Consider the following 21,051-nt stretch of genomic DNA (forward strand, 5'->3'; position numbering starts at 1 on the left):
ATGTCCGATCAAGCAGACACATCCTTCGGGTCCGACAGGATCATCGTCGGCATCGGCGCTTCTGCCGGCGGGCTTGAGGCATTTCAGATGTTCCTCAAGGGCCTGCCAGAGGATCACGGCATGGTCCTGGTGCTGGTCCAGCATCTCGATCCCGACCACGTCAGCCTGATGCCCGAGCTGGTCGCCAACAAGACCAAGTCTCCGGTGCACAGCGTCGAGGACAACATGGCGGTGGAGCCGGGGCACATCTACCTGATCCCTCCGGGCTACGAGATGGAGCTGCGCGACGGGCACCTGCGGCTCGAGGAATTCAAGTCGCCGCGCGGCTTGCGCCGCCCGATCGACCGGTTCTTCCGCAGCCTCGCCCGCGAATGCGGCGAAAGCGCCGTGGCCGTGGTGCTCTCGGGCACCGGCAGCGACGGCGCCGACGGCGCGCGCGAGGTCAAGGGCGCGGGCGGTCTCGTCTTCGTGCAGGACCCGCGGCAGGCCAAGTACGACGGCATGCCGCAGAGCGTGCTGGACCTCTCCGGTGCCGACGTCATGTCGAAGGCCGAAGAGATCATCGAGGTTGTGCGCGACTACTACAACCTGCGCACGGATGCCCAGTACGCCCAGTCCGACGACGACGAATTCCTGGGCCGGATCATGCGGCACGTGCGGTTCCGCACCGGCCACGACTTCGCCGATTACAAGAAAGGCACGATGCTGCGCCGGGTGGCGGTGCGCATGTCGGTGCTGAACATCTCGTCCCCCGGCGGTTACCTGCGCTACATCGCCGAACACAAGGAAGAGGCGGACTTGCTGTTCCGCGACCTGCTGATCAACGTCACCAGCTTTTTCCGAGACCGCGAACATTTCGAGGCGCTGAACGGCGAGGTCATCCCGCATATCGTCGAGACCTGCGAGGAGCACGGCGAAATCCGCGTCTGGGTCGCGGGCTGTTCCACCGGGGAAGAGGCCTATTCGCTGGCGATGCTCTTTGCCGAGGAAGTCGAGCGCACCAAACGCGCCTCCAAGGTCGTGGTCTTCGCCACCGACATCGACGAGGCGGCCCTCGCCAAGGCCCGGACCGGGGTCTATTCGGATTCGATCTCCGAGAAGGTCCCGGCCAACCTGCTGGAGCGGTATTTCCGCCCGCGCAACGACGGCTACGAGGTCGGCCCTCAACTGCGCGAGATGGTGCGCTTTTCGCGGCACAGCTTCGTCAAGGACCCGCCATTCTCCAAGCTCGACCTCGTCGCCTGCCGCAACGTTCTGATATATTTCAAGGAAAATCTTCAGGAAACCGCGATCAAGGTGTTCCACTACGCGCTGGTCGAAGACGGATTCCTGTTCATCGGCCCCAGTGAGAACCCGCGAACGATTCCGGAGCGCTTTACCGAGGTCGTACCCCATGCGCGCATCTTCCGCCGCCGTCCGGGGGTGGCAAAGGCGTTGAACCTTGGCGCCATGTCCGCCTCTACCCTGAGCAGCAACGGCCCGCAGGACGACACGCGCGCCGCGCCGCGCGGCCCGTCCGACGTGGAGCGGGTGCTGCTCGACCACCACGCGCCGCCTTATTTGCACGTCAACCGCAACGAGGAAGTCGTCTATGCCGCCGAAGGCGCGACCCGGTTCCTGCGGGTGCGCAGCGGCAAGCTGAGCAACGCGCTGTACGCCATGATCGCGCCGGAACTCGAAACCACCGTGCGGCGGGTCTGCCGGTTGGAATTCAGCGCCGGATCGGTGTCGGAACGCGAATTCGAGGGAGAGATCAACGGCCGAAAGGAACGCCTGGTGATCGCGGCGAACCGGCTGGCGGACGGGTCGATGCTGCTAGTCTTCCACGACCAGTTGATGACCGACGACACCCGGCCCGGCGGCGGCGATACCAGCCAGCAGGACGACGCTTATATCCGCGAGCTGGAGCTGGAGCTGGACCAGGCCCGCCAGGCCGTGCGCACCACGGTCGAGGAACTCGAGACATCGAACGAGGAGCTCAAGAGCTCCAACGAAGAGATGATGTCGATGAACGAGGAATTGCAGTCGGCCAACGAAGAACTGACCACGATCAACGACGAGCTTCAGGAAAAGCTGCGCGAGCTGAACCAGGCCAATGCCGATCTGAAGAGCTTTACCGAAAGCGCCCGCATCGCGACGGTGTTCCTCGACGACCAGCTGCGCCTGCGCAACTTCACCCCCGAGGCCGAGAACTACTTTGGCTTCACCAAGGTCGACATCGGCCGCAACATGGCCGACCTCAACGCCCGCGTCGACCAGGCCAAGCTGATGGAAATCTGCGAAGCAGTTCTGAACGACCGGATCGAACGGGAATATGAATTCGTCACCCGCGACACCGGCGATTTCCTCAACTGCAACGTCATGCATTATTCGCCCGACGGCAAATCCCAGCGCGGCGTGGTCTTCACCCTGCAGGACGTCACCGAACTGCGCGAGGCGCTGCGCCAGGCCACCGAGGCCAAGCGCCTGTCCGAAGAGCGCAGGAACGAAGTCGAACAGATCTATCGCACCAGCCCGTTGGCCATGGGTCTTTTCGATTCCGAAATGCGCTACGTCCGGCTCAACGAGAAACTGGCCGAGATCAACGGCGAGCCGCTGGAACGGCACATCGGCGCCACCCTGCGCGAAATCATCCCGGACGTCGCCGACCATACCGAAAAGGTGATCGAGCGGGTGTTCGAAACCGGCCAGCCGGTCCGCGGCGAGCGGGTGACCGGTGTGATCCGCTCGGCCCCCGACGATGTGCGGGTCTGGGAAACCGACTGGATGCCGTTCCTGCAGAACGGCAAGGTCACCGCAGTGTCGGCAAACGTCCGCGACATCACCGAACAGGTGGAAACCGCCGAAAGCCTGCGCCGCGTCATGCGCGAACTGGAACACCGGGTGAAGAACATGCTGGCCAATGTCGGCGCGTTGATCAACCAGGCCAGGCGCGAAGCGACCGCCGACAAGGAGGTTTACGAAAAGCTCACCCGCCGCATCGAAGGGCTGGCCAAGACGCACACGCTGCTGATGTCCGAACAATGGTCATCGGCCGGCCTGCACGACATCGTCGCTCCGGAGACCACCGGTGTCTACGGCGAGGACCGCGTGACCCTGAGCGGCCCGGACCTCCGGGTCAATTCGCAGACGACGCTGGCGCTGGGCATGGCGATCCACGAACTGGCCACCAACGCCGCCAAGTACGGGGCTTTCTCGACCGAAGAGGGCACCGTCACGGTCAGATGGTCAAGGATCAACGATGCAGACGGCGACCGTCTGGTGCTGGAATGGATCGAACGCGGTGGCCCCGAAATCAAAGAACCCAAGTCGAACGGCTTTGGCAGCCAGCTTATTTCCTCGACCCTCGAAGGCACGCTGGGCGGAGTGACACAAATGATCTGGGAACCCGAAGGACTGACATTTGTTGTCGAACTGGACTTTTCCGAGGTAAGCGCCCCCAATGACACCACCCAATCCCTTCACTGATCTGCATGTCCTCTACCTGGAGGACGAGCCGCTGATCGCGTTCGATACGGCCGACAGCCTCAGTGAACTGGGCTTTACCAACGTCAAGTCCGTCTACAAGCTCAAGGCCGCCGAACGGGCGGCCGAGGCGTCGCGTTTCGATCTGGCCGTGCTCGACATCAATGTCGACCGGAAACAGACGAGCCTGGAACTGGGCAAGGCCTTGCTGGATCAGGGCACGCGGGTGGTTTTCGCGTCGGGCAACAGTTACGACGCCAAACGGCTGCGCGCCGACGGCTACCTCTTTCTCGACAAGCCGTTCAGCCAGCAGCAGCTGCGCACCGTCCTCGAAGAGGCGCTCGCCGCCCGGGCCTGATCTGGCGCAGACGTGACGGCGGGCGCTTGGACATCCCGGCCGGGCGCCGCTATCCTCGGCGCAGTCAAACCGGCGAGGGCGGTGATGAGATTCCGGGCACTGGGTATTCTGGCGGTTCTGGCCTGCTTTTGTGCGGTGCCTTCGCTGACATCGGCGCAGACCCGCGCAGAGGTCGAGGCGCAATACCAGGACTGGCTGAACTCGGTGATCTGGCCGCGCGCGCAGGCCGCGCGCGTGCAGCGCGCGACCTTCGACCGGGCCTTCGCCGGCGCGCGGCTCAACTGGGATTTGCCGGACCTCGTGCCGCCCGGCCAGCCCGCCCCAACGGAGCGCCGCCAGAGTCAGGCGGAATTCGGATCGCCGGGCAAGTATTTCAACCGCGGCTCGGTCGACGGCGCCACCACCGTAGGTCGCCAGATGGCCGGGCGCCACGCGGCCACGCTAGCCGCAGTCGAACGGTCCACGAGCGTGCCGGGCCGGATCATCCTCGCCATCTGGGGCCGCGAGAGCGGCTATGGCCGCGTTGCGATCCCGCACAACGTCTTCGAGGTGCTGGGCACCAAGGGCTTCATGAGCACCCGCGCCGACTATTTCACCGAGGAGCTGATCGCCGCTTTGCAGATCGCGGAAGCCGGCCACGCGCCCGAGGGCGCGATGAAAAGCAGCTGGGCCGGGGCGCTCGGCCAGCCGCAGTTCATGCCGTCGAATTTCCTGAAATATGCCGCCGACGGCGACGGCGACGGCCGTGCCGACATTTGGCGGTCCGAGGCCGACACCATCGCCTCGATCGGGACCTACCTGGCGCGGCACGGCTGGGACAGCGCCCGCGATTGGGGGTTCGAGGTTACCGTGCCCGCCGGGGTGTCCTGCGCTTTGGAAGGGCCGGACCAGGGCCGGCCGATTTCGGAATGGGAGGCCATGGGCATCGCACGGATCGGCGGAAAGGCTTTTCCGGCACATGAACGCCGGGCGACCGGGTTCCTGCTGATGCCCGCAGGCCGCTACGGTCCGGCCTTCGTGGTGACACCGAACTTCTACGTGCTCAAGGACTACAACATGAGCGACCTTTACGCGCTGTTCGTAGGCCACGTGGGCGACCGTATCCAGTACGGCATGGGCGATTTCCAGGGCGATTGGGGGCAGGTCGGTGGGCTTCTGAGGTCGGACGTGGCAGCGATGCAGCGCGCACTGATCGCGCAAGGCCATGACGTTGGCGGGGCCGATGGTCTGGCGGGATTCAAGACCCGCCGCTCCATCGGCCGCTGGCAGGAAGCGCAGGGCCGCGCGGCCACCTGCTTTCCGCAACGGGACATGCGGTCAGAACTGCGCTGACGGCCGCGACGGGCGCGGGCCGGTTGGATGCTCCATTCTCCGAGTACGGAGCGGGTTCGCAGCCGTGAAATTTGGATGCAGGTGCCTTCGGTCTTTTGCGATACGGGCTCGACGGGTGCTGCGCCTACGCCCAAGCCAGGTGATCAAGGCTGACCCACGGAGGCATCAGGGTCGACGGCGCCTTTCACATCGCGCCATTTGACCATATCGTGACGGCAATAATCCTTCAGCGACAAGGGAAATACCATGAAAATCAGCGCACGCAACAAGCTGACCGGGACGGTCGTGGCGATCGACAAGGGCGCGGTCAATGCGACCGTGCAGATCGACCTGGGCGGGGCGGCCATCGTGACCGCGATGATCACCAATGCCTCGGTCGATGAGCTGGGGCTCGAAGTGGGCAAGACCGCCTACGCCATCGTGAAGGCGTCGGACGTCATGGTCGGCGCCGACTGACGCAGGGACGGCAGGCAGACCCTGCGGCCCGAGGACGTGGTCTCGACGGTCACCGGCAGGCCGTAGACGGTCGAAAGGTTGGCCTCTGTCAGGACCTCCGAGGCAGCGCCATCGGCCAGCACGCCGCCGCGATGCATCAGCAGGACACGGGCGTTCAGGGCAAAGGCCTGGTCCGGGTCGTGGGTCGACAGGATCACGCCGCGTCCCTCGCTTGTGGCGCTGCGGGCGAGGCTCTCGATTTGCGCCAAAACCTGTGCCTGGTTGCCGAAGTCGAGGCTTGCCGTCGGTTCGTCCATCACGATCAGCGCCGCTTCCTGGGCCAGGGCATGGAGCCCGGAGCAGATCTCGCGCAGACTGCAACTCGACTTTCCCGAGGACAAGACGATGCGGATCAGTCATGAGGCGATCTACCAAGCACTCTATGTCCAGGGCCGCGGTGCCTTGCGTCGCGAACTGACCGCCTGCCTGCGCACGGGGCGGGCGCTGCGCGTTCCAAGGGCGCGCGTTCATGGCCGAGGAAAGTCCTTCGTGTCGCCCGAGGTCATGATCAGCGAACGGCCAGCGGAAGCCGCCGATCGAGCCGTGCCTGGTCATTGGGAGGGTGACCTGATCCTGGGACAGAACCGATCGGCGATCGGGACGCTGGTGGAACGCTCGACGCGATTCACGATGCTTCTGCACCTCCCGCCGATGCCCGGTCATGGCGAGGGACCACGCATGAAGAACGGCCCTCCGCTTGCCGGACATGGCGCTGAGGCCGTGCGCGACGCCATCGTCGCCACGATCATGACACTGCCCGAACAACTCCGCCGATCGTTGGCCTGGGATCAGGGGGCTGAGATGGCGCGTCATGCAGATCTGAGGATTAAACACGGTCTGCCGGTTTACTTTTGCGATCCTCACAGCCCTTGGCAACGTGGCACAAACGAGAACACCAATGGGCTATTGCGCCAGTACTTTCCCAAGGGCACAGACCTTAGCCAGCACGGGCCCAACGAACTCGAGGCTGTCGCCGCCGCACTCAACGGCAGACCGCGCAAAGCCCTCGAATGGAAAACCCCCGCCGAAGTACTGGACGCCCATCTGCTTGCCGCGCAAAATGCCGGTGTTGCGACGACCGGTTGAGACCGCCCAATACTGCTCCGTCGACTATCAGGCCGAACTCCGAAAAAGAGGTATCCTGATCTCTATGAGCGGGCGCGGGAACTGCTACGACAACGCGATGGTGGAAGCGTTCTTCAAGACCATCAAGTCCGAGTTGATCTGGCCGATCGCCTGGCAATCCCGCCAGCAGGCTAAAAACGCCATCGCCAGATACATCGACGGGTTCTATAACCCCGTCAGGCGACATTCATCGCTCGGCTTCCAGAGCCCCATCGCCTTTGAGCGAAAGGCCCGCGAAGTGAGCTAAACGCCCTCCACAAAAGCCGGGCAAGTCCAGACAGCTACGACCAGCTTCGTGGTCACCTCGCCGACTTCATGGCCGCGTATAACTTTGCCTGCAGGCTGAAGACGCTCAGCGGCCTCACGTCATACGACTACATCTGCAAAATCTGGACTTCAGAGCCAGACAGATTCACCGTCAATCCGATCTACCAGATTCCGGGACTGAACACCTAAGTCCCGACTATGTCCGACATATCCTGGGACTTTACGGCGAAGCAAAGTAGCCATTCGGCAACTTAAACTAGCAAACCAAGAGCCTAAAGTGAGCCTAGCGCTCAAGCTCCACGTTGATAAGTCTTTAAAACAGTGGTGAGCCGTGCAGGACTGTGCGGGGTGAGGGAAATCAACGGCTTGCGCTGGCGAACCGGAAAACCCCGCCCCTTGAATTGATTGGGCTTTTCCGGCCTCTGGCGAACCGTTTCAGGGGACCTAGAAACCGAAAGGCCGCTGACTGGGTTGGCACCCGCGTCAACGGCCAAATCGAAAAGTTTGCTCGGAATGGATACCAGATCGCGCCCGTGATCGCAATCGCGGGAGGGGCCGATGTCTGAGCTTCTGCCCTTCTGCAAGATCAAGCTGCAATATCTTCTGGAGATGGTCACCGACCACGAGTTGGACGACAACGCCCTGCGCGTGGCGCTCTACTTGGCGCTGGCCCATGCCGATCATGAAACCGGCGAGAGCCGCCCGTCTTTCGAGACCATCGGCGCGGCCATCGGCAAGCACGCCAAATCGGTCAAGCGGGCGCTGAACAAGGTCGAGGCGGCGGGTTACATGACCGTGGAGCGCGGGACCAACAAGGGGAAATCCTCGCGCTACCGCCCGAGCGAAGCAGCCCTGAAGCGGGCCACCGAACGCCGCCGGGAGGGGGACAAGGTTGTCCCGCTTAGCCGTGCCAAAGGGGGACAATCCTGTCCACAAAGCGGGACAGACCTGTCCGGCAAAGGGGGACAGGATCGCCCCCTGAACAGAGAACAAGAACTTAGAAAAGAACAGGGGTGCGCGTCCGCGCCGGATTTGCCCGATGAAGGGCAATCCGGCGGAACGCGCCCGGACCTGGTGTTTGTCCCGAGGGGCATCTGCTTTGTCCGGGAGTGGGATGCACGGTTGGCCCGAGAAGGCATGACGACGCTGGAGCGAAGCCGAGGTGATGGACGCCTTCGAACAGCTGGCCTTCGCCGGGCTGGACGGCGAGCAATACGACATGCTCTGGGTCCGTCACAGCCACGAGGACCGCATAGAGCTGCACTTCTGCACCCCGCGCCTGGAGCTGACCACAGGCCGCAGCCTGAACATCGCGCCGCCGGGTTATCAGGAGGCCTTCGATTCCTTGCGTGACCTGATGAACCAACGCCACGGCTGGGCCGATCCGATGGAGCTGGAGCGCGCCCAGGAGGTTCGCGACACCATCGAGGCCCCGACCCGTGCTCAGGGCCGCGACGAGCTGCATGCGTGGATCCTCGATCAGATTTCGATGGGTCTGATCGAGGATCGCGCCAGCATGCTCGACGCCCTAGCAGATGCGGGTTTTGACCTGCCCCGAGTCGGCAAGGCCTACCTGACCGCGCAAGACCCCGAGACCGGCGAACGCTGGCGCCTGAAAGGAGAGATTTTCCATGAAGACTGGCAAGCCGACCCGGCTGAGCGAGAAATTGAACGCGGAGCTGGACACGATACGCCAGGACTACGCCGCCTCGATGGCATCCCAGCTGGAGAGCTTCAGGACCGATTTGACGGCAATTGCGAACGACGCGCGGCGTACCATCGAGAACGATACGCGCCGCTTCCTGAACGAGAACAGGAGCTTGTTCGAAACGCGGACCGATCAGATCAGGCGCTGGCTGACGATCTCGCCTTGGGTGATCTCGGGGCTGATCGTGACGGGGATCGCCTCGACGATGGCCGCGAGCTGGTTCTGGACGTCTCTGCTGACGCGCTCGGAGCTGACGGAACTCGGCCTGACGCGGATCGACCAGGGGGAACAGACCTGGCTGACACTGGACCCCGCCAGGACCGAGCTGAAGACCTGCGCGCTGGCCGGGACGCCGGTCATCTGCATCAAGATCGAGGAGAGATAGATGACGACGCCCCTGACAGCCTTGGAGCGCGACTTGCTCGCCTGCGTCGAGCGGTTGGTGACGGCCTGCGAAACCTCAGCTCAGGAATTGAGCGGGCTAGAGGCGCGCTCGACGAAGAGGCTGCAAGCCCAGTTGGATGGTATCGCGGGTTGCGCGACGTTGCTCATACGCTCACAGATCGCGTCAATGCAGGCGTTGCGTGGCTTGCTGAGCGAAGAAGCCACCTACAACGCGCTGGACGCGAAGTTGAACGAGAGCTTGAGCTTAGCGAGGGACGCCGAAGAGTGGCTGAGACAGAGCTAGAGGCGCGGGATCGGGACATGGATCGGGGGCTGACGCATTGAGTGTGTTGCCAAGTTTTGGGTTGGCAGTTGCGCGCCCTTTGCCATGCTGAGGTGTGGCAAACAGGTACTTTTCCTGGCATTAGAAGTAAGGACCGATCGGTGGTCCATTACCTCGTAAACCGGGCCGAGCCGCTCCAACCCTGATGTTGGAAACGATATGCCCCCAAACAAGAAAGGGGCCGTTACGGCCCCTCCTCAACATCATCGCGTACGATGCGCTACCGCTACCGCAGAGCTCACCCAGCTAGCGTTAGTGAATTCTGATAGCTGCTCCTGAGCTTGCCAAGAAGTTGTTCTTGGCCGCCATGAGCGGCTGCGGCGTCGGGATTAACGCGCAGCATATTTTGCATGGTTTGCTTGGCCATCCAATCAGCAGTACGCGTTAGAGCTTCAGCAGCTTCACGAGATGTCTCTTCGATCATCTCTTTCGAATAGAAGCTAGACATTTTCTTAGCCTTTTCATTTGATCAACCGACTGTGGCAACTCGAGCCACGGTTAGTCAACCACAATCATTCACATCGGGTTCCATGTCAGTCTTGCAATCCAAGATTGACATGTGGTTACTGTTGCGCGCTGCTCTAGCGAGCTTTTGCGGCGTTTTCAAGGCGGAGTTTTAAGTGCAGGATATGGAATTCGAACTAGAACAAGCCATTCAGTACCGTTCTGTGTTCGACGAACTCCGCAACGTGATGCCGCATGGCACCTTTCCGCAGCCACAGCTTGGCGACAATCCTCCCGCCCCACCTACATGGGAAGTCCTGCCTGCTTTGCCAACCGATGTGTTCGGCGCGGTCGCGCATTTGTTACGGGTAAGCGGCACAATCGGCTGGTTTGAGCCGTCTAGCACATGCCCCGAGCCCGAAGCCTCCATTTTCCTGTCTCAAGCGGAGCGGAGCGAACTCAAAGAACTGGCCAGAGCTTGGCGCACGGAGGGGAAATCGGCAGGAATTCAAGATATTTGGACCCGCCTTCTATCACAAAAAGACTCCTGTCTTCGACCTAGGCTGTTGTCTCAGGAAGAGAAAGGACCAGGAACTCTCGAGTGGTGCAAAACTGCGTTCAAGCTCCTTTTGATAGCAGACATGGCGGCGGAAGGTCTGGGGCGCCCGTTAGACGATAACGAGGAGGTAGCCAATGTAATGCGTGACCTTCTCGCCGCTAAGAACCAGCCTGACAAAGGTGCACAAGATGAAAAAACCATCGCTGGAAGCTCGCTGACGAGGCGGCACCGTCACCCGGCATCCATGACAGAAAGAATCGACACTGATGTTGTCTGCGTCTTGCCGAAAAGCAGGATTGCTCAGGTTGGGTGCACGCTTCGGAGTTTGTCGGCCAACCTAGCATTGTTGCCGCCACGGGCAGCGGTTCGATGTCAGTGGGCCGAACCAGTGGGAGCATTGCGCCATGACGACCGTGCGACGCTCGACATCCTTCTGATACCGTCACCGTTCGAGATACAAGGTATCGACTTTGAAGAGGTGCCGCCACACGATGGAAAGCACGGACAACGCCCTTGGGGCAATTTTTCGCTCCGGCAAAGCTGGCTTGAAGACCCGTCCAAACTCGAAGGCATCACACGGGACTTGATCAAGCAGGCCAAGAAACAAACGAAATCCTTAAATGCGGTCATGTTCCCGGAATATGCCCTTAACTGGGATAGTTTTGACCGAATCTGCAAAGCCGCGTGGGAAGTTGAGCCCGAACTGGAATTCATAATCTCTGGTGCTTCCAAGAACTGCGACCAGCATGAGGGGAACCATGTTCTTACAGCCCTACGTCATGAGAAAAAGGGCGCCAATGGCAAACCTTGGATATCAGCTGTAAGTCGCCGAAAGCACCACAGATGGCGGCTGGATGCGCGTCAGGTGACAGACTACGCTTTGGCTAGTGCTCTGAATCCAGCCGTGGCCTGTTGGTGGGAAAGCCACAAGATCATGACACCCGAACTCTATTTTCACCGGTTTCGCCAGTCTTCGACATTTGTGACAATGATTTGTGAAGATTTGGCTAGAAGCGATCCTTGCCACGAAATCATCCGTTCTGTTGGTCCCAATCTAGTGTTCGCGCTGTTGATGGATGGTCCGCAGCTTCCTGGGCGTTGGGGTGCGCGTTATGCATCAAGCCTCGCTGACGACCCGGGATGTAGCGTAATGACCTTCACGTCATGGGGGTTGATCAGGAGAATGAACCAAAGCGGCAAGTATCCTCCCTCTCGTGCCATCGCTCTCTGGAAGGACGAAACAGGAAACGTGGAGCAAATAATGATGCCGTCTGGTGATGGACCGGCTGGCGTACTTGTTTCTTTAGCCGGAAAAGACACGACGGATTACACAATTGATGGGCGAAGCGTTTCGAATTGGTCTTGGCGGTTTCATGGGCAGCAACCCATATTAATGCCTTAGCACGGCGGGCAACACCAAAAGGCGCTAGAAGCCACCCCTGGTTGGCGTTTTTGCCATACGATGGATGAAGCTCCCCTTGAAGGCCCAGGAACGTGATCTACTCGCCTCTTTCGGGTATTTGGTGGCGATCTTAGTGCGGGCGGAAACCGACAAGCAGAAACTCGGGTCGCGTCCGCGCCCGGCTCTCGTTCTGGCAACGTGCAACTTACCAGATTAGCCGGTGACCGAGTTTGTCTAGGCGATCAATGCGACTTTCATAGTCCGGCATAATTGTTTCGAGCGAGCGCCAGAACCGATGCGAGTGGTCGTGAAAAAGAATGTGGCAGGCTTCATGTGCAATGACATAATCAATCAGTGATGCAGGTGCCATAACAAGCCGCCAGTTCAGCCTTATTTTCCCACTCTTTTCACAACTTCCCCAGCGCTTCGATTGCTCAACTACCAGCACCTGCGGGGTGTCATTTCCAAGCGTCGAACTTACGGCACTGAGCCTTTCCGGAAACCGCCTTTTTGCCTTTTCGACATACCATTGGCGCAAGCCGGAACGGATTGACGCGCGACGGATAAGATAGTGCTGCTGTGGTAGAACTGGCGCTACGAGGGTTTGTCCACGCGCCGAAACTCGTGTCACGATGGCATTCGGATCTTCAACAACTCGCAAACGATAAGGTCTTCCGAGATAGTGGAAGCTTTCACCGCTAACGAATTCCTTTGGCTGTGTTTCGGAAGCTAAATCCCTATAGTCCGCAAGCTTCTTGATTACCCAAGGTGCCTTTTTTCGGACATGGGCAGTCACGTCCTGATCAATCATATCAACCGGCGCAAGAACGCGAACTCCATCAAAACCCACTGAAATTGCAATAGTTTTTCGGCGAGCAGTCCGCTCCAGGCGAAAGCTGATGCTCTCGCCGCCATAACTGATGTCGAGTTTGTCGATTTGTTTCATTTGGCAAGTCGCGCTCTCGCGTCCAGCACGCAGAAAGTCTATCGCGGGATTGTCGAGAAGTTCCGGGAAGAGCATGGCGACAAGCCGGTGCGGTTGATGCAGCGGCGGCATGTGCAGACGATCCTGGCGAAAAAGGCCGAGACGCCCACAGCGGCGAACAATCTGCGCAAGCGGCTGATCCAGTTGATGGATTTCGCGATCACGCTGGACTGGCGAGGAGACAACCCGGCGCGAGCTACGAAGCCCTTCCGTGTGGGCGGTGACGGTTTCCACACCTGGGACGAGGACGAGCTGGCGCAGTTCTTCAAGGTCCACAAGCCCCGCACGCTGGCGCATACGGCGGTGACGCTGATGCTCTACACCGGTGCAGCGCGTGTGGATGCGGTGAAGCTGGGGCCGAAGAACGTTCGCAACGACAAGATCGAATACCGGCGGCAGAAGACGCAGCGCTCGGGCGGGGTTCTTGTGTCAGTGCCGATCCACCCGGACTTGGCCGAGGTGCTGGACCGGCTACCGACGAACCGTCCCTTCCTCGCCACCCAGGAAGGCACGATGCGCTCCGCTGGTGGGCTGGGCAATCTCATGCAGCGGTGGACCGAAGACGCGAAACTGCCCCAGTGCTCGGCCCATGGGCTGCGAAAGGCCTGTGCACGCCGTCTGGCCGAGGCCGGGGCTACAGCGCACGAGATCGGCGCGGTCACAGGACATAAAACACTGGCCCTTGTGCAGCGCTATACCGAGGCCGCTGGCCGCGAAGGCATGGCCGATTCCGCGATTGAGAAACTGATTGCCCGCCCCAATGGCGAGCGCAATTTGGCGAACCTTCCCAAGAGGTTCGTCAATTCTGACACCAACCCCAACCAGGGAAAGGAAAATTGATGATCAGTGGTGAGCCGTGCAGGATTCGAACCTGCGACCCACTGATTAAAAGTCAGTTGCTCTACCAACTGAGCTAACGGCCCACTAGGCGCGGTATCTAGAAAGAGGGCCAATCGCGGTCAACCCCAAAAAGCATGGTTTCTGCGGCGATGACGCCGCGGTCTTCCGCGGGGCGTCGCTTGCCCTCTGGAAAGCCCGGCGAACGCGGCGTATATGCGCGCCATGACACCTGGTGCACATAGCGATCTGCCGTTCATGAAGATGCACGGGCTGGGCAACGACTTCGTTGTGCTGGACGCGCGCGCCTCTGCGGTGGAGGTGACGCCGGCGCTGGCCATCGCGCTGGCAGATCGGCACCGCGGCATCGGCTTCGACCAGCTTGCGCTGATCGGGTCCGGGGCAGGGGATGCGCACCTGACTTTCTACAACGCCGACGGGTCGACCTCGGCTGCCTGCGGCAATGCCACGCGCTGCATCGCGCGGCACCTGATGGAAGAGACCGGCCGCGACCGGCTGACACTCACGACCGACCGCGGCACGCTCGAGGCGGTGGACGCGGGGCAGGGGTTGACCTCGGTCAACATGGGGCAACCGCAGCTCGACTGGGCCGAGATCCCGCTGGCCGAGCCGATGGACACGCTGGAGCTGCCGATCGAGGGCGCGCCCGTGGCCACCGGCATGGGCAATCCGCATTGCACCTTCTTCGTCGCCGATGCCGAGGCGATCCCGCTCGAACAGTTCGGTCCGCGCTACGAAAACCACCCGCTCTATCCGCAGCGCACCAATGTGCAGGTCGCGTCCCTGATCGGTTCCGATCACCTGCGCATGCGGGTCTGGGAGCGTGGCGTCGGCGTCACTCTGGCGTCCGGTTCCAGCTCCTGCGCCACAGCCGTGGCCGCGGCGCGCCGGGGCCTCACCGGGCGGTCGGTGCGGATCGACCTCGACGGCGGCACGCTGACGGTGGACTGGCGCGAGGACGGTGTCTGGATGACCGGGCCGACGATGCATGTGGCCAGCGGCACGCTCACTGCCGACTGGCTGGCACAGCTATGACCGCGCCCAAGTTCACCACCCTGGGCTGCCGGCTGAACGCCTACGAGACGCAAGCCATGCAGGACCTTGCCGGGCAGGCGGGGCTGTCCAATGCCGTCGTCGTCAACACCTGCGCTGTGACCGCCGAGGCGGTGCGCAAGGCACGGCAGGAAATCCGCCGCCTGCGCCGGGAAAACCCCGGGGCGCGGCTCATCGTCACCGGCTGCGCGGCCCAGACCGAGCCCGAGACCTTCACCGCCATGACCGAGGTCGACGCGGTCATCGGCAACACCGAAAAGATGATGCCCGGGACCTGGGCAACCATGGCGGCGGATTTCATCGGCGAGACGGAAAAGCTGATGGTCGACGACATCATGTCTGTGACCGAGACGGCCGGTCACCTGATCGACGGCTTCGGCACCCGCAGCCGCGCTTACGTGCAGGTGCAGAACGGCTGCGACCACCGCTGCACCTTCTGCATCATCCCCTATGGCCGCGGCAATTCGCGCTCGGTGCCCGCGGGCGTGGTGGTGGACCAGATCAGGCGGCTGGTGGACCGCGGCTTCAACGAGGTGGTGCTGACCGGGGTGGACCTGACGAGCTGGGGCGCCGACCTGCCGGCGGCGCCGAGACTGGGTGACCTGGTGATGCGCATCCTGCGGCTGGTGCCGGACCTGCCGCGGCTGCGGATCTCGTCGATCGACAGCATCGAGGTGGACGAAAACCTGATGGCCGCCATCGCCACCGAACCGCGCCTGATGCCGCATCTGCACCTGAGCCTGCAGCACGGCGACGACCTGATCCTCAAGCGCATGAAACGCCGCCACCTGCGCGACGACGCCATCCGCTTTGCCGAAGAGGCGCGCAGGCTGCGCCCCGACATGACCTTCGGCGCCGACATCATCGCCGGTTTCCCGACCGAGACCGAAGCGCAGTTCGAGAACTCCCTGGCGCTGGTCGAGGCGTGCGACCTCACCTGGCTGCACGTCTTTCCCTACAGCGCACGCCCCGGCACGCCCGCCGCGAGAATCCCCAACAAGGTCGACGGCGGCACCATCAAGGCGCGCGCTGCCCGGCTGCGCGCGGCCGGAGAGGCGCAGGTCACACGGCACCTCGCCGCGCAGGTCGGGCGCACCCACCGCATCCTGATGGAAGCGCCCGACATGGGCCGGACCGAGCAGTTCACCGAGGTCCGCTTCGCCCGGTCGCAGCCCGAAGGCGACATCGTGACGGCACGGATCGCCGGGACCGCGGATCAGACCCTGCTGGCGTGATTCGCCGCCGGACGGCCCGGGGCGGACCCCGCCCGGCCGGTCTTTGCAAAATCCCCACAATCGACGCCCGGGCCTTGCGTGTCGCTCTGTTCCGGTTTGCAACGGCGGGGAAAATTCGCCATGACGGATCAATGACAGATCACGGCAAGGCCCTTTTCGTCCATCTTCTGACCGCCACCGGGGCGGTCTTTGCAATGCTGGCCCTGCTGGCCGCGGCGCAGGAGGAATGGTCGATCATGTTCCTCTGGCTCGTGGTCGCCTTTGCGGTCGACGGCATCGACGGGCCGCTGGCGCGCAAATACGACGTGAAGACCAATGCGCCGCGCTTTGACGGGGTGCTCCTGGACCTGATCATCGACTACCTCACCTACGTCTTCATCCCGGCCTTCGCTCTGTTTCAGTCGGGGCTGCTGCCGGGCTGGACCGGCTGGGTGGCGATCATCGTCATCACCTTCGCCTCGGCCATGTATTTCTGCGACAGCCGGATGAAGACGACGGACAATTCGTTCCAGGGCTTTCCCGGCTGCTGGAACATGATGGTGCTGGTGATGTTCGCGCTCGAGCCGAATTTCTGGGTGATCCTCGGCCTTGTCGCGGTGCTTGCCGTGGCGATGTTCCTGCCGCTCAAGTTCATCCACCCGGTGCGCACCGAGCGCTGGCGCGGGCTGTCGCTGCCCATCGCCCTGGCCTGGACCTTTTTTGCCGGCTGGGCCGCCTGGGTCGATTTCCATCCGCAAAGCTGGGCGCATTGGGGGCTGGTCGTGACGTCGCTCTACCTTGTCGCTGTCGGCATCGTGCAGCAGATCGTGCCGCCGCGCGCCTGATCGGGCCGCACCGACTTTCGCAGGCGCCGGAGCCTCCGGCGGGAGGTTTAAAGGCAAGATGAAGCAGCGGGCGCGGCGCCTTGCCTTCATCTTGCCCATAAACCTCCGGGGGTCCGGGGGCTGGCCCCCGGTCTTGCCTGCGTTCCGCCCGTTTTCACGCCTTGAGGCGGTAGCCGCGGCGGAACATCAGCCAGGCGACGACCAGCACAAGCACGGTGGCGCCGCCGGACACAAGGAAGGACCGCAGCGGCGGGCTGTCGCTGACGCCGATGATGCCGAAACGCACCCCGTCGATGATGTAAAAGACCGGGTTGGCATGAGTGATCTCGCGCAGCCCCGCGGGCAGCGCCTCGACCGAGTAGAAGGTGCCCGACAGGAACGCCAGCGGCGTGACGATGAAATTGGTGATCGCCGCCATCTGGTCGAACTTGTTGGCGTAGATCCCCGCGATCATGCCGAGGCCGGACATAAAGGCGCCGCCGATGACGATGAAGCCGAGCGCCAGCAACGGATGCGCCGGCACGATCCCGAGGAAGACCAGAAGCGCCAGCGCGATGGTCACCCCGACGAAAAGCCCGCGCGCCACCCCGCCCGCGAGGTAGCCCAGAACCATCTCGGCGCCCGACAGCGGCGGCATCAGAGTGTCGACGATGTTGCCCTGCACCTTGGAGATCACGATCGAGGACGAGGTGTTGGCGAATGCGTTCTGGATCACCGTCATGGTCAGGATGCCCGGCGCGATGAAGGTGGTGAAGGCCACGCCCATCACCTCGCCCCGCTGCGGGCCGATGGCGATGGTGAAGATCACCAGGAACAGCCCTGCCGTCACCAGCGGTGCCAGCAGCGTCTGCGTCCAGACATTGGCAAAGCGCAGCACCTCGCGTTCGGCGAGCGTGAACAGCCCCAGCCAGTTGACGCGGCCGAAGCGGCGCTGCTCGGGTGGGAAAGGGGCGGAATTTGACATGGGGGAAGGCTCCGTTTTCGCGTTGCCCCGCTTGTAACTCGGGGTGGAGTGATTAGAATAGGGCCGTGCACAGAATTTTCAGGCGGCCCGCCCTCGCGGCCGCTTTTTCACTGGGGAATATCCATGTCCTGGACCGATGAACGCGTCGAGACACTCAAGCGCATGTGGGGCGAAGGCCAGTCCGCGAGCCAGATCGCCAAGGAACTGGGCGGCGTGACGCGCAATGCCGTGATCGGCAAGGTGCATCGTCTCGGACTGTCGAACCGCGCGGGCGCTGCTCCGGCGGCAGCGCCCGCCGCCGCGCCGAAGGCAGAGGCCAAGCCGGCGGAAAAGCCCAAGCCCAAGGCCGAGACGAAACCGCAGCCCAGGACCGAAAGCGCCCGCCCACAGGAATCCGAGGAGCCGGTGCTCGAGACCAAGTCGGCGCAGCCACCGGCGCGCCGCGCGATCATCCCCGCTGGCCAGCCGCTGCCGCCGCAGCCCTCGGCCAACGAAATCAGCCCCGAAGCCCTGGCAAAGGTGAACGAGATCGAAAAGAAGGCGAAGAAGCTCAGCCTGATGGAACTGACCGAACGGACCTGCAAATGGCCCGTCGGCGACCCCGCGACCGAGCATTTCTGGTTCTGCGGCCTGCCGGTGCAGCAGGGAAAACCCTATTGCGAAGCGCATGTGGGCGTGGCGTTCCAGCCGATGTCCTCGCGCCGCGACCGCCGCCGCTGATCCCGGCGCCGGGCTGGGCTCTGCCCGAACCGTGCCGGGACCCTGGATCCGAGACGTGCCTGTCGCTGGGGACCCTGCACCGCCATCGAAGATCCGGGCACAGCTGTCTCGCGTCGGTCAGGCCGCGTGGGGTCCGGTGGTCTACGCGGGGGTCTTTCCGTAGGTGACAGCTTTCGTTATAGGCAGCCAATGTCCCAGAACCCTCCGAATCTGCGTCCCGATCTTGCTCCGAAGCCGACGCTGGCATCCGACCGCCGCGCCGGCCAGCCGACCATCGGCATGGTGTCTTTGGGCTGTCCCAAGGCGCTGGTGGATTCAGAGCGCATCCTGACCCGCTTGCGGGCCGAAGGCTATGGCATCAGCCCGGACTACAGCGGCGCCGATGCGGTGATCGTCAACACATGCGGCTTCCTCGACAGCGCCAAGGCCGAAAGCCTCGACGCCATCGGCGAGGCGCTGAGCGAGAACGGTCGCGTCATCGTCACCGGATGCCTGGGTGCCGAGCCCGAGTACATCACCGGCGCGCATCCCAAGGTGCTCGCGGTGACCGGGCCGCACCAGTACGAACAGGTGCTCGACGCGGTGCATGCCGCGGTGCCGCCGGATCCCGATCCATTCATCGACCTGATGCCCGCTGCGGGCGTCAAGCTCACGCCGCGGCATTACAGTTACCTCAAGATTTCAGAGGGTTGTAACCACAAGTGCAAGTTCTGCATTATCCCCGACATGCGCGGCAGACTACAGTCGCGCCCGCATCGGGCGGTGATGCGCGAGGCGGAAAAGCTGGTCGAAAGCGGTGTCCGCGAGTTGCTGGTGATCAGCCAGGACACCTCGGCTTATGGCACCGACTGGAAGGACCGCGACGCCAAGGCGCCGATCCTCGATCTTGCGCGGGATCTTGGCAGTCTCGGCGCCTGGGTGCGGATGCATTACGTCTACCCGTATCCGCACGTGCGCGAGCTGATCCCGCTGATGGCGGAAGGTGGCGTACTGCCCTATCTCGACATTCCGTTCCAGCACGCCCATCCGGATACGCTCAAGCGCATGGCGCGTCCGGCCGCCGCTGCCCGCACCCTGGACGAAATCGCCGCCTGGCGCGACATCTGCCCGGACATCACCCTGCGGTCGACCTTCATCGTCGGCTATCCCGGCGAGACCGAGGATGAGTTCCAGACCCTGCTGGACTGGATGGACGAGGCGCAACTCGACCGCGTCGGCTGCTTCCAGTACGAGAATGTCGCCGGAGCGCGGTCCAACGCTCTGCCGGATCACGTGCCCGATGAGGTCAAGCAGGACCGCTGGGATCGCTTCATGCAGAAGGCGCAGGCCATCTCGGAGGCGAAGCTGGCGGCCAAGGTGGGCCGGACGCTTCGGGTCATCGTCGACGATGTGGACGAGGACGCCGCCACCTGCCGCACCACCGCCGACGCGCCCGAGATCGACGGCAACCTCTTCATCGACGAAGGGTTCGAGGCGCTGAAACCCGGCGACATGGTCACGGTGACCGTGGACGAGGCCGGCGAATACGACCTTTGGGGCCGGCTGGCCTAGGCGTCCTCGATCTTCTTGCCGAGGTATTTCTTGCGGGGCGGAGCGGGCAGGTCGGCGATGTCGGCATTGCCCTGCGCGAGGAAGGCAAAGGCGATCTGGCATTCGATCCCGCAGGCGAGGATATCGTCGTACCAGGCGTCGTTCAGTGCCCGGATGCGCGGGTGTGCCGTGTCGCGCAAAGAGAAATTCGTGGTAAAGAGCCGATCCGTCTCCAGCGTCTTGCCGGCCTCGATCTGCGCCAGCATGAATTCGGTGATCTGGTGGGCCTGCAGGCGGTAGCGTTCCTGGAACATGGCGTCGGTGAATTCGCGCAGGATATTGCCCGACACATGCGGGCTCAGCCGCGTGGCCATGGCCGCGCCTGTGGTCTGCAGGACGGCGATGCCGCGGTCGATATCGTCGAAGGGCACCGCCTTCTTGTCGTCGATATAGGCCAGGTGCCGGTGCCGGTTCAGATCGGGAAAGAGATGCGGCATGGCCTTGGCGATCTTGGCCTGTTGGGCCGACAGGATCGGATTGCCGCTGACCGGCAGGTCGAGCGGGATCGGATGCCAGCCCAGGGCCTCTGCCGCGTCCAGCGCATGGGGATTGTTCGACACGAAGTAGTGTGGAAACCGCCGCGCTGTGTTGGACAGATCGAAAGTGAACGATTTCAAGGTGCCGCAGTAGGTCGAATAGACCGCCGTGTCGCTGGTAACCTCCGGATAGAGCGCCGTTTTCGAGACCATCTGCTCGAGCTGGGCGCGCGCCATCGGGGCGCGGTCGAAATCGTTGGACATCGGTTCCAGCCAGGCATTGAGCTGGCCAAGCATCTTTTTCCGGGTCCGGGTGAACTTGCGGTACCGGCGGGCAGTCTGGAGCTTGAGGCGACCGAGGTCCAAGAGCGTGTCCTTTGCAAGAATGCGGTCCGGGCCCGCCCCTTGCGCACTATCGCGATTTGCCACAGAACTGCAACGGGCCGCACGGGCCTGCCGACCGG

The 21,051-nt window shown here is 62.8% G+C and carries 19 protein-coding genes, 1 tRNA gene and 3 pseudogenes; 17 read left to right on the forward strand and 6 right to left on the reverse strand.

Features of this window, described 5'->3' with window-relative positions; all coding sequences use genetic code 11:
* The 4 genes from DU478_RS16770 to DU478_RS16785 all read left to right on the forward strand — a co-directional run bounded on the left by DU478_RS16770 (position 1) and on the right by DU478_RS16785 (position 5,611).
* The gene (locus DU478_RS16770; protein WP_114512121.1) at positions 1 to 3,468 is read left to right on the forward strand and encodes a CheR family methyltransferase; all 3,468 of its coding nucleotides are present in this window, start codon (positions 1 to 3) and stop codon (positions 3,466 to 3,468) included.
* Positions 3,443 to 3,823 carry a response regulator gene (locus tag DU478_RS16775; RefSeq protein ID WP_114512122.1) on the forward strand — a complete coding sequence of 127 codons (381 nt, stop codon included), beginning with the start codon at positions 3,443 to 3,445 and terminating at the stop codon, positions 3,821 to 3,823. Before DU478_RS16770 ends, DU478_RS16775 begins: the two co-directional genes overlap by 26 nt.
* An 84-nt stretch (positions 3,824 to 3,907) precedes the next feature.
* Positions 3,908 to 5,155 carry a lytic murein transglycosylase gene (locus tag DU478_RS16780; protein ID WP_114512123.1) on the forward strand — a complete coding sequence of 416 codons (1,248 nt, stop codon included), beginning with the start codon at positions 3,908 to 3,910 and terminating at the stop codon, positions 5,153 to 5,155.
* A gap of 246 nt (positions 5,156 to 5,401) precedes the next feature.
* Positions 5,402 to 5,611 carry a TOBE domain-containing protein gene (locus DU478_RS16785; RefSeq protein WP_114512124.1) on the forward strand — a complete coding sequence of 70 codons (210 nt, stop codon included), beginning with the start codon at positions 5,402 to 5,404 and terminating at the stop codon, positions 5,609 to 5,611.
* On the opposite strand, the gene DU478_RS16790 is transcribed toward DU478_RS16785, so the two are convergent.
* Positions 5,566 to 5,991, reverse strand: a complete 426-nt coding sequence (locus DU478_RS16790; RefSeq protein WP_233501379.1) for an ATP-binding cassette domain-containing protein — start codon at positions 5,989 to 5,991, stop codon at positions 5,566 to 5,568. The genes DU478_RS16785 and DU478_RS16790 overlap by 46 nt on opposite strands.
* Between DU478_RS16790 and DU478_RS16795 the strand changes: the two are divergent.
* The 6 genes and pseudogenes from DU478_RS16795 to DU478_RS23375 form a co-directional block, all read left to right on the forward strand.
* Positions 5,927 to 6,736, forward strand: a pseudogene (locus DU478_RS16795) (IS30 family transposase); the annotation flags it as partial. The gene DU478_RS16790 and the pseudogene DU478_RS16795 overlap by 65 nt on opposite strands.
* A 4-nt stretch (positions 6,737 to 6,740) precedes the next feature.
* Positions 6,741 to 7,022: pseudogene (locus tag DU478_RS16800) on the forward strand (transposase); the annotation flags it as partial.
* A gap of 41 nt (positions 7,023 to 7,063) precedes the next feature.
* Positions 7,064 to 7,231, forward strand: a pseudogene (locus DU478_RS23355) (IS481 family transposase); the annotation flags it as partial.
* Between the two features lie 369 nt (positions 7,232 to 7,600).
* Positions 7,601 to 8,395 carry a helix-turn-helix domain-containing protein gene (locus tag DU478_RS23730; protein ID WP_407703171.1) on the forward strand — a complete coding sequence of 265 codons (795 nt, stop codon included), beginning with the start codon at positions 7,601 to 7,603 and terminating at the stop codon, positions 8,393 to 8,395.
* Positions 8,396 to 8,673: 278 nt separating this feature from the next.
* Entirely contained in the window at positions 8,674 to 9,135 is a 462-nt protein-coding gene (locus tag DU478_RS23370) for a hypothetical protein (protein WP_233501381.1), read from the forward strand.
* The gene (locus tag DU478_RS23375; protein ID WP_233501384.1) at positions 9,136 to 9,438 is read left to right on the forward strand and encodes a hypothetical protein; all 303 of its coding nucleotides are present in this window, start codon (positions 9,136 to 9,138) and stop codon (positions 9,436 to 9,438) included. It begins immediately after the preceding gene.
* A gap of 277 nt (positions 9,439 to 9,715) precedes the next feature.
* On the opposite strand, the gene DU478_RS22710 is transcribed toward DU478_RS23375, so the two are convergent.
* Complete coding sequence (locus DU478_RS22710; RefSeq protein WP_147276371.1) at positions 9,716 to 9,925, reverse strand: hypothetical protein; 210 nt, start codon at positions 9,923 to 9,925, stop codon at positions 9,716 to 9,718.
* A 172-nt stretch (positions 9,926 to 10,097) separates the two neighbouring features.
* Between DU478_RS22710 and DU478_RS22715 the strand changes: the two genes are divergently transcribed.
* Entirely contained in the window at positions 10,098 to 11,882 is a 1,785-nt protein-coding gene (locus DU478_RS22715; RefSeq protein WP_147276372.1) for a hypothetical protein, read from the forward strand.
* A 205-nt stretch (positions 11,883 to 12,087) separates the two neighbouring features.
* Here the strand turns inward: DU478_RS22715 and DU478_RS16815 are convergent, their stop codons facing one another.
* The gene (locus DU478_RS16815; RefSeq protein WP_114512169.1) at positions 12,088 to 12,828 is read right to left on the reverse strand and encodes a M48 family metallopeptidase; all 741 of its coding nucleotides are present in this window, start codon (positions 12,826 to 12,828) and stop codon (positions 12,088 to 12,090) included.
* Between DU478_RS16815 and DU478_RS16820 the strand changes: the two genes are divergently transcribed.
* Entirely contained in the window at positions 12,820 to 13,707 is an 888-nt protein-coding gene (locus DU478_RS16820) for a site-specific integrase (RefSeq protein WP_147276373.1), read from the forward strand. The two genes, DU478_RS16815 and DU478_RS16820, sit on opposite strands and share 9 nt — an antisense overlap.
* A 7-nt stretch (positions 13,708 to 13,714) precedes the next feature.
* Here DU478_RS16820 and DU478_RS16825 read toward each other — a convergent pair.
* Positions 13,715 to 13,790: transfer RNA gene (locus DU478_RS16825), tRNA-Lys, on the reverse strand.
* A gap of 130 nt (positions 13,791 to 13,920) precedes the next feature.
* On the opposite strand from DU478_RS16825, the gene dapF reads away from it, so the two are divergent.
* The 3 genes from dapF (at position 13,921) to DU478_RS16840 (ending at position 16,837) form a co-directional block, all read left to right on the forward strand.
* The gene (gene dapF / locus DU478_RS16830; RefSeq protein WP_114512127.1) at positions 13,921 to 14,760 is read left to right on the forward strand and encodes a diaminopimelate epimerase; all 840 of its coding nucleotides are present in this window, start codon (positions 13,921 to 13,923) and stop codon (positions 14,758 to 14,760) included.
* Entirely contained in the window at positions 14,757 to 16,013 is a 1,257-nt protein-coding gene (mtaB, locus tag DU478_RS16835; protein ID WP_114512128.1) for a tRNA (N(6)-L-threonylcarbamoyladenosine(37)-C(2))-methylthiotransferase MtaB, read from the forward strand. The genes dapF and mtaB overlap by 4 nt, the downstream gene beginning before the upstream one ends.
* 131 nt (positions 16,014 to 16,144) lie before the next feature.
* Positions 16,145 to 16,837: a CDP-alcohol phosphatidyltransferase family protein gene (locus DU478_RS16840; protein WP_114512129.1), complete on the forward strand. Its 693-nt coding sequence runs from the start codon at positions 16,145 to 16,147 to the stop codon at positions 16,835 to 16,837.
* Between the two features lie 154 nt (positions 16,838 to 16,991).
* Here DU478_RS16840 and DU478_RS16845 read toward each other — a convergent pair whose 3' ends face one another.
* Positions 16,992 to 17,801, reverse strand: a complete 810-nt coding sequence (locus DU478_RS16845) for an ABC transporter permease (protein ID WP_114512130.1) — start codon at positions 17,799 to 17,801, stop codon at positions 16,992 to 16,994.
* Between the two features lie 123 nt (positions 17,802 to 17,924).
* On the opposite strand from DU478_RS16845, the gene DU478_RS16850 reads away from it, so the two are divergent.
* Together DU478_RS16850 and rimO are read left to right on the forward strand one after the other, a co-directional pair.
* Positions 17,925 to 18,521, forward strand: coding sequence for a GcrA family cell cycle regulator (locus tag DU478_RS16850; RefSeq protein WP_114512131.1), 597 nt, complete (start codon positions 17,925 to 17,927; stop codon positions 18,519 to 18,521).
* Between the two features lie 189 nt (positions 18,522 to 18,710).
* On the forward strand, positions 18,711 to 20,072 hold the full coding sequence (gene rimO / locus DU478_RS16855; RefSeq protein ID WP_114512132.1) for a 30S ribosomal protein S12 methylthiotransferase RimO: 1,362 nt from the start codon (positions 18,711 to 18,713) through the stop codon (positions 20,070 to 20,072).
* On the opposite strand, the gene DU478_RS22955 is transcribed toward rimO, so the two are convergent.
* Entirely contained in the window at positions 20,069 to 20,953 is an 885-nt protein-coding gene (locus DU478_RS22955) for a hypothetical protein (protein ID WP_158545802.1), read from the reverse strand. The two genes, rimO and DU478_RS22955, sit on opposite strands and share 4 nt — an antisense overlap.
* Positions 20,954 to 21,051: the final 98 nt, after the last annotated feature.

The organism is Thalassococcus profundi, from assembly GCF_003344785.1.
Classification (GTDB): Bacteria; Pseudomonadota; Alphaproteobacteria; order Rhodobacterales; family Rhodobacteraceae; genus Puniceibacterium; species Puniceibacterium profundi.

What these genes read in the sequence shown, in the direction of transcription:
- DU478_RS23370 (WP_233501381.1), top strand. Translation starts at nt 8,674, where the DNA reads ATGAAGACTGGCAAGCCGACCCGGCTGAGCGAGAAATTGAACGCGGAG.
- DU478_RS16775 (WP_114512122.1), top strand. Translation starts at nt 3,443, where the DNA reads ATGACACCACCCAATCCCTTCACTGATCTGCATGTCCTCTACCTGGAG.
- DU478_RS16850 (WP_114512131.1), top strand. Translation starts at nt 17,925, where the DNA reads ATGTCCTGGACCGATGAACGCGTCGAGACACTCAAGCGCATGTGGGGC.
- DU478_RS16785 (WP_114512124.1), top strand. Translation starts at nt 5,402, where the DNA reads ATGAAAATCAGCGCACGCAACAAGCTGACCGGGACGGTCGTGGCGATC.
- DU478_RS23730 (WP_407703171.1), top strand. Translation starts at nt 7,601, where the DNA reads ATGTCTGAGCTTCTGCCCTTCTGCAAGATCAAGCTGCAATATCTTCTG.
- dapF (WP_114512127.1), top strand. Translation starts at nt 13,921, where the DNA reads ATGCGCGCCATGACACCTGGTGCACATAGCGATCTGCCGTTCATGAAG.
- DU478_RS16840 (WP_114512129.1), top strand. Translation starts at nt 16,145, where the DNA reads ATGACAGATCACGGCAAGGCCCTTTTCGTCCATCTTCTGACCGCCACC.
- DU478_RS23375 (WP_233501384.1), top strand. Translation starts at nt 9,136, where the DNA reads ATGACGACGCCCCTGACAGCCTTGGAGCGCGACTTGCTCGCCTGCGTC.
- DU478_RS16845 (WP_114512130.1), bottom strand. Translation starts at nt 17,801, where the DNA reads ATGTCAAATTCCGCCCCTTTCCCACCCGAGCAGCGCCGCTTCGGCCGC.
- DU478_RS16815 (WP_114512169.1), bottom strand. Translation starts at nt 12,828, where the DNA reads ATGAAACAAATCGACAAACTCGACATCAGTTATGGCGGCGAGAGCATC.
- DU478_RS16780 (WP_114512123.1), top strand. Translation starts at nt 3,908, where the DNA reads ATGAGATTCCGGGCACTGGGTATTCTGGCGGTTCTGGCCTGCTTTTGT.
- rimO (WP_114512132.1), top strand. Translation starts at nt 18,711, where the DNA reads ATGTCCCAGAACCCTCCGAATCTGCGTCCCGATCTTGCTCCGAAGCCG.
- DU478_RS22710 (WP_147276371.1), bottom strand. Translation starts at nt 9,925, where the DNA reads ATGTCTAGCTTCTATTCGAAAGAGATGATCGAAGAGACATCTCGTGAA.
- mtaB (WP_114512128.1), top strand. Translation starts at nt 14,757, where the DNA reads ATGACCGCGCCCAAGTTCACCACCCTGGGCTGCCGGCTGAACGCCTAC.
- DU478_RS16770 (WP_114512121.1), top strand. Translation starts at nt 1, where the DNA reads ATGTCCGATCAAGCAGACACATCCTTCGGGTCCGACAGGATCATCGTC.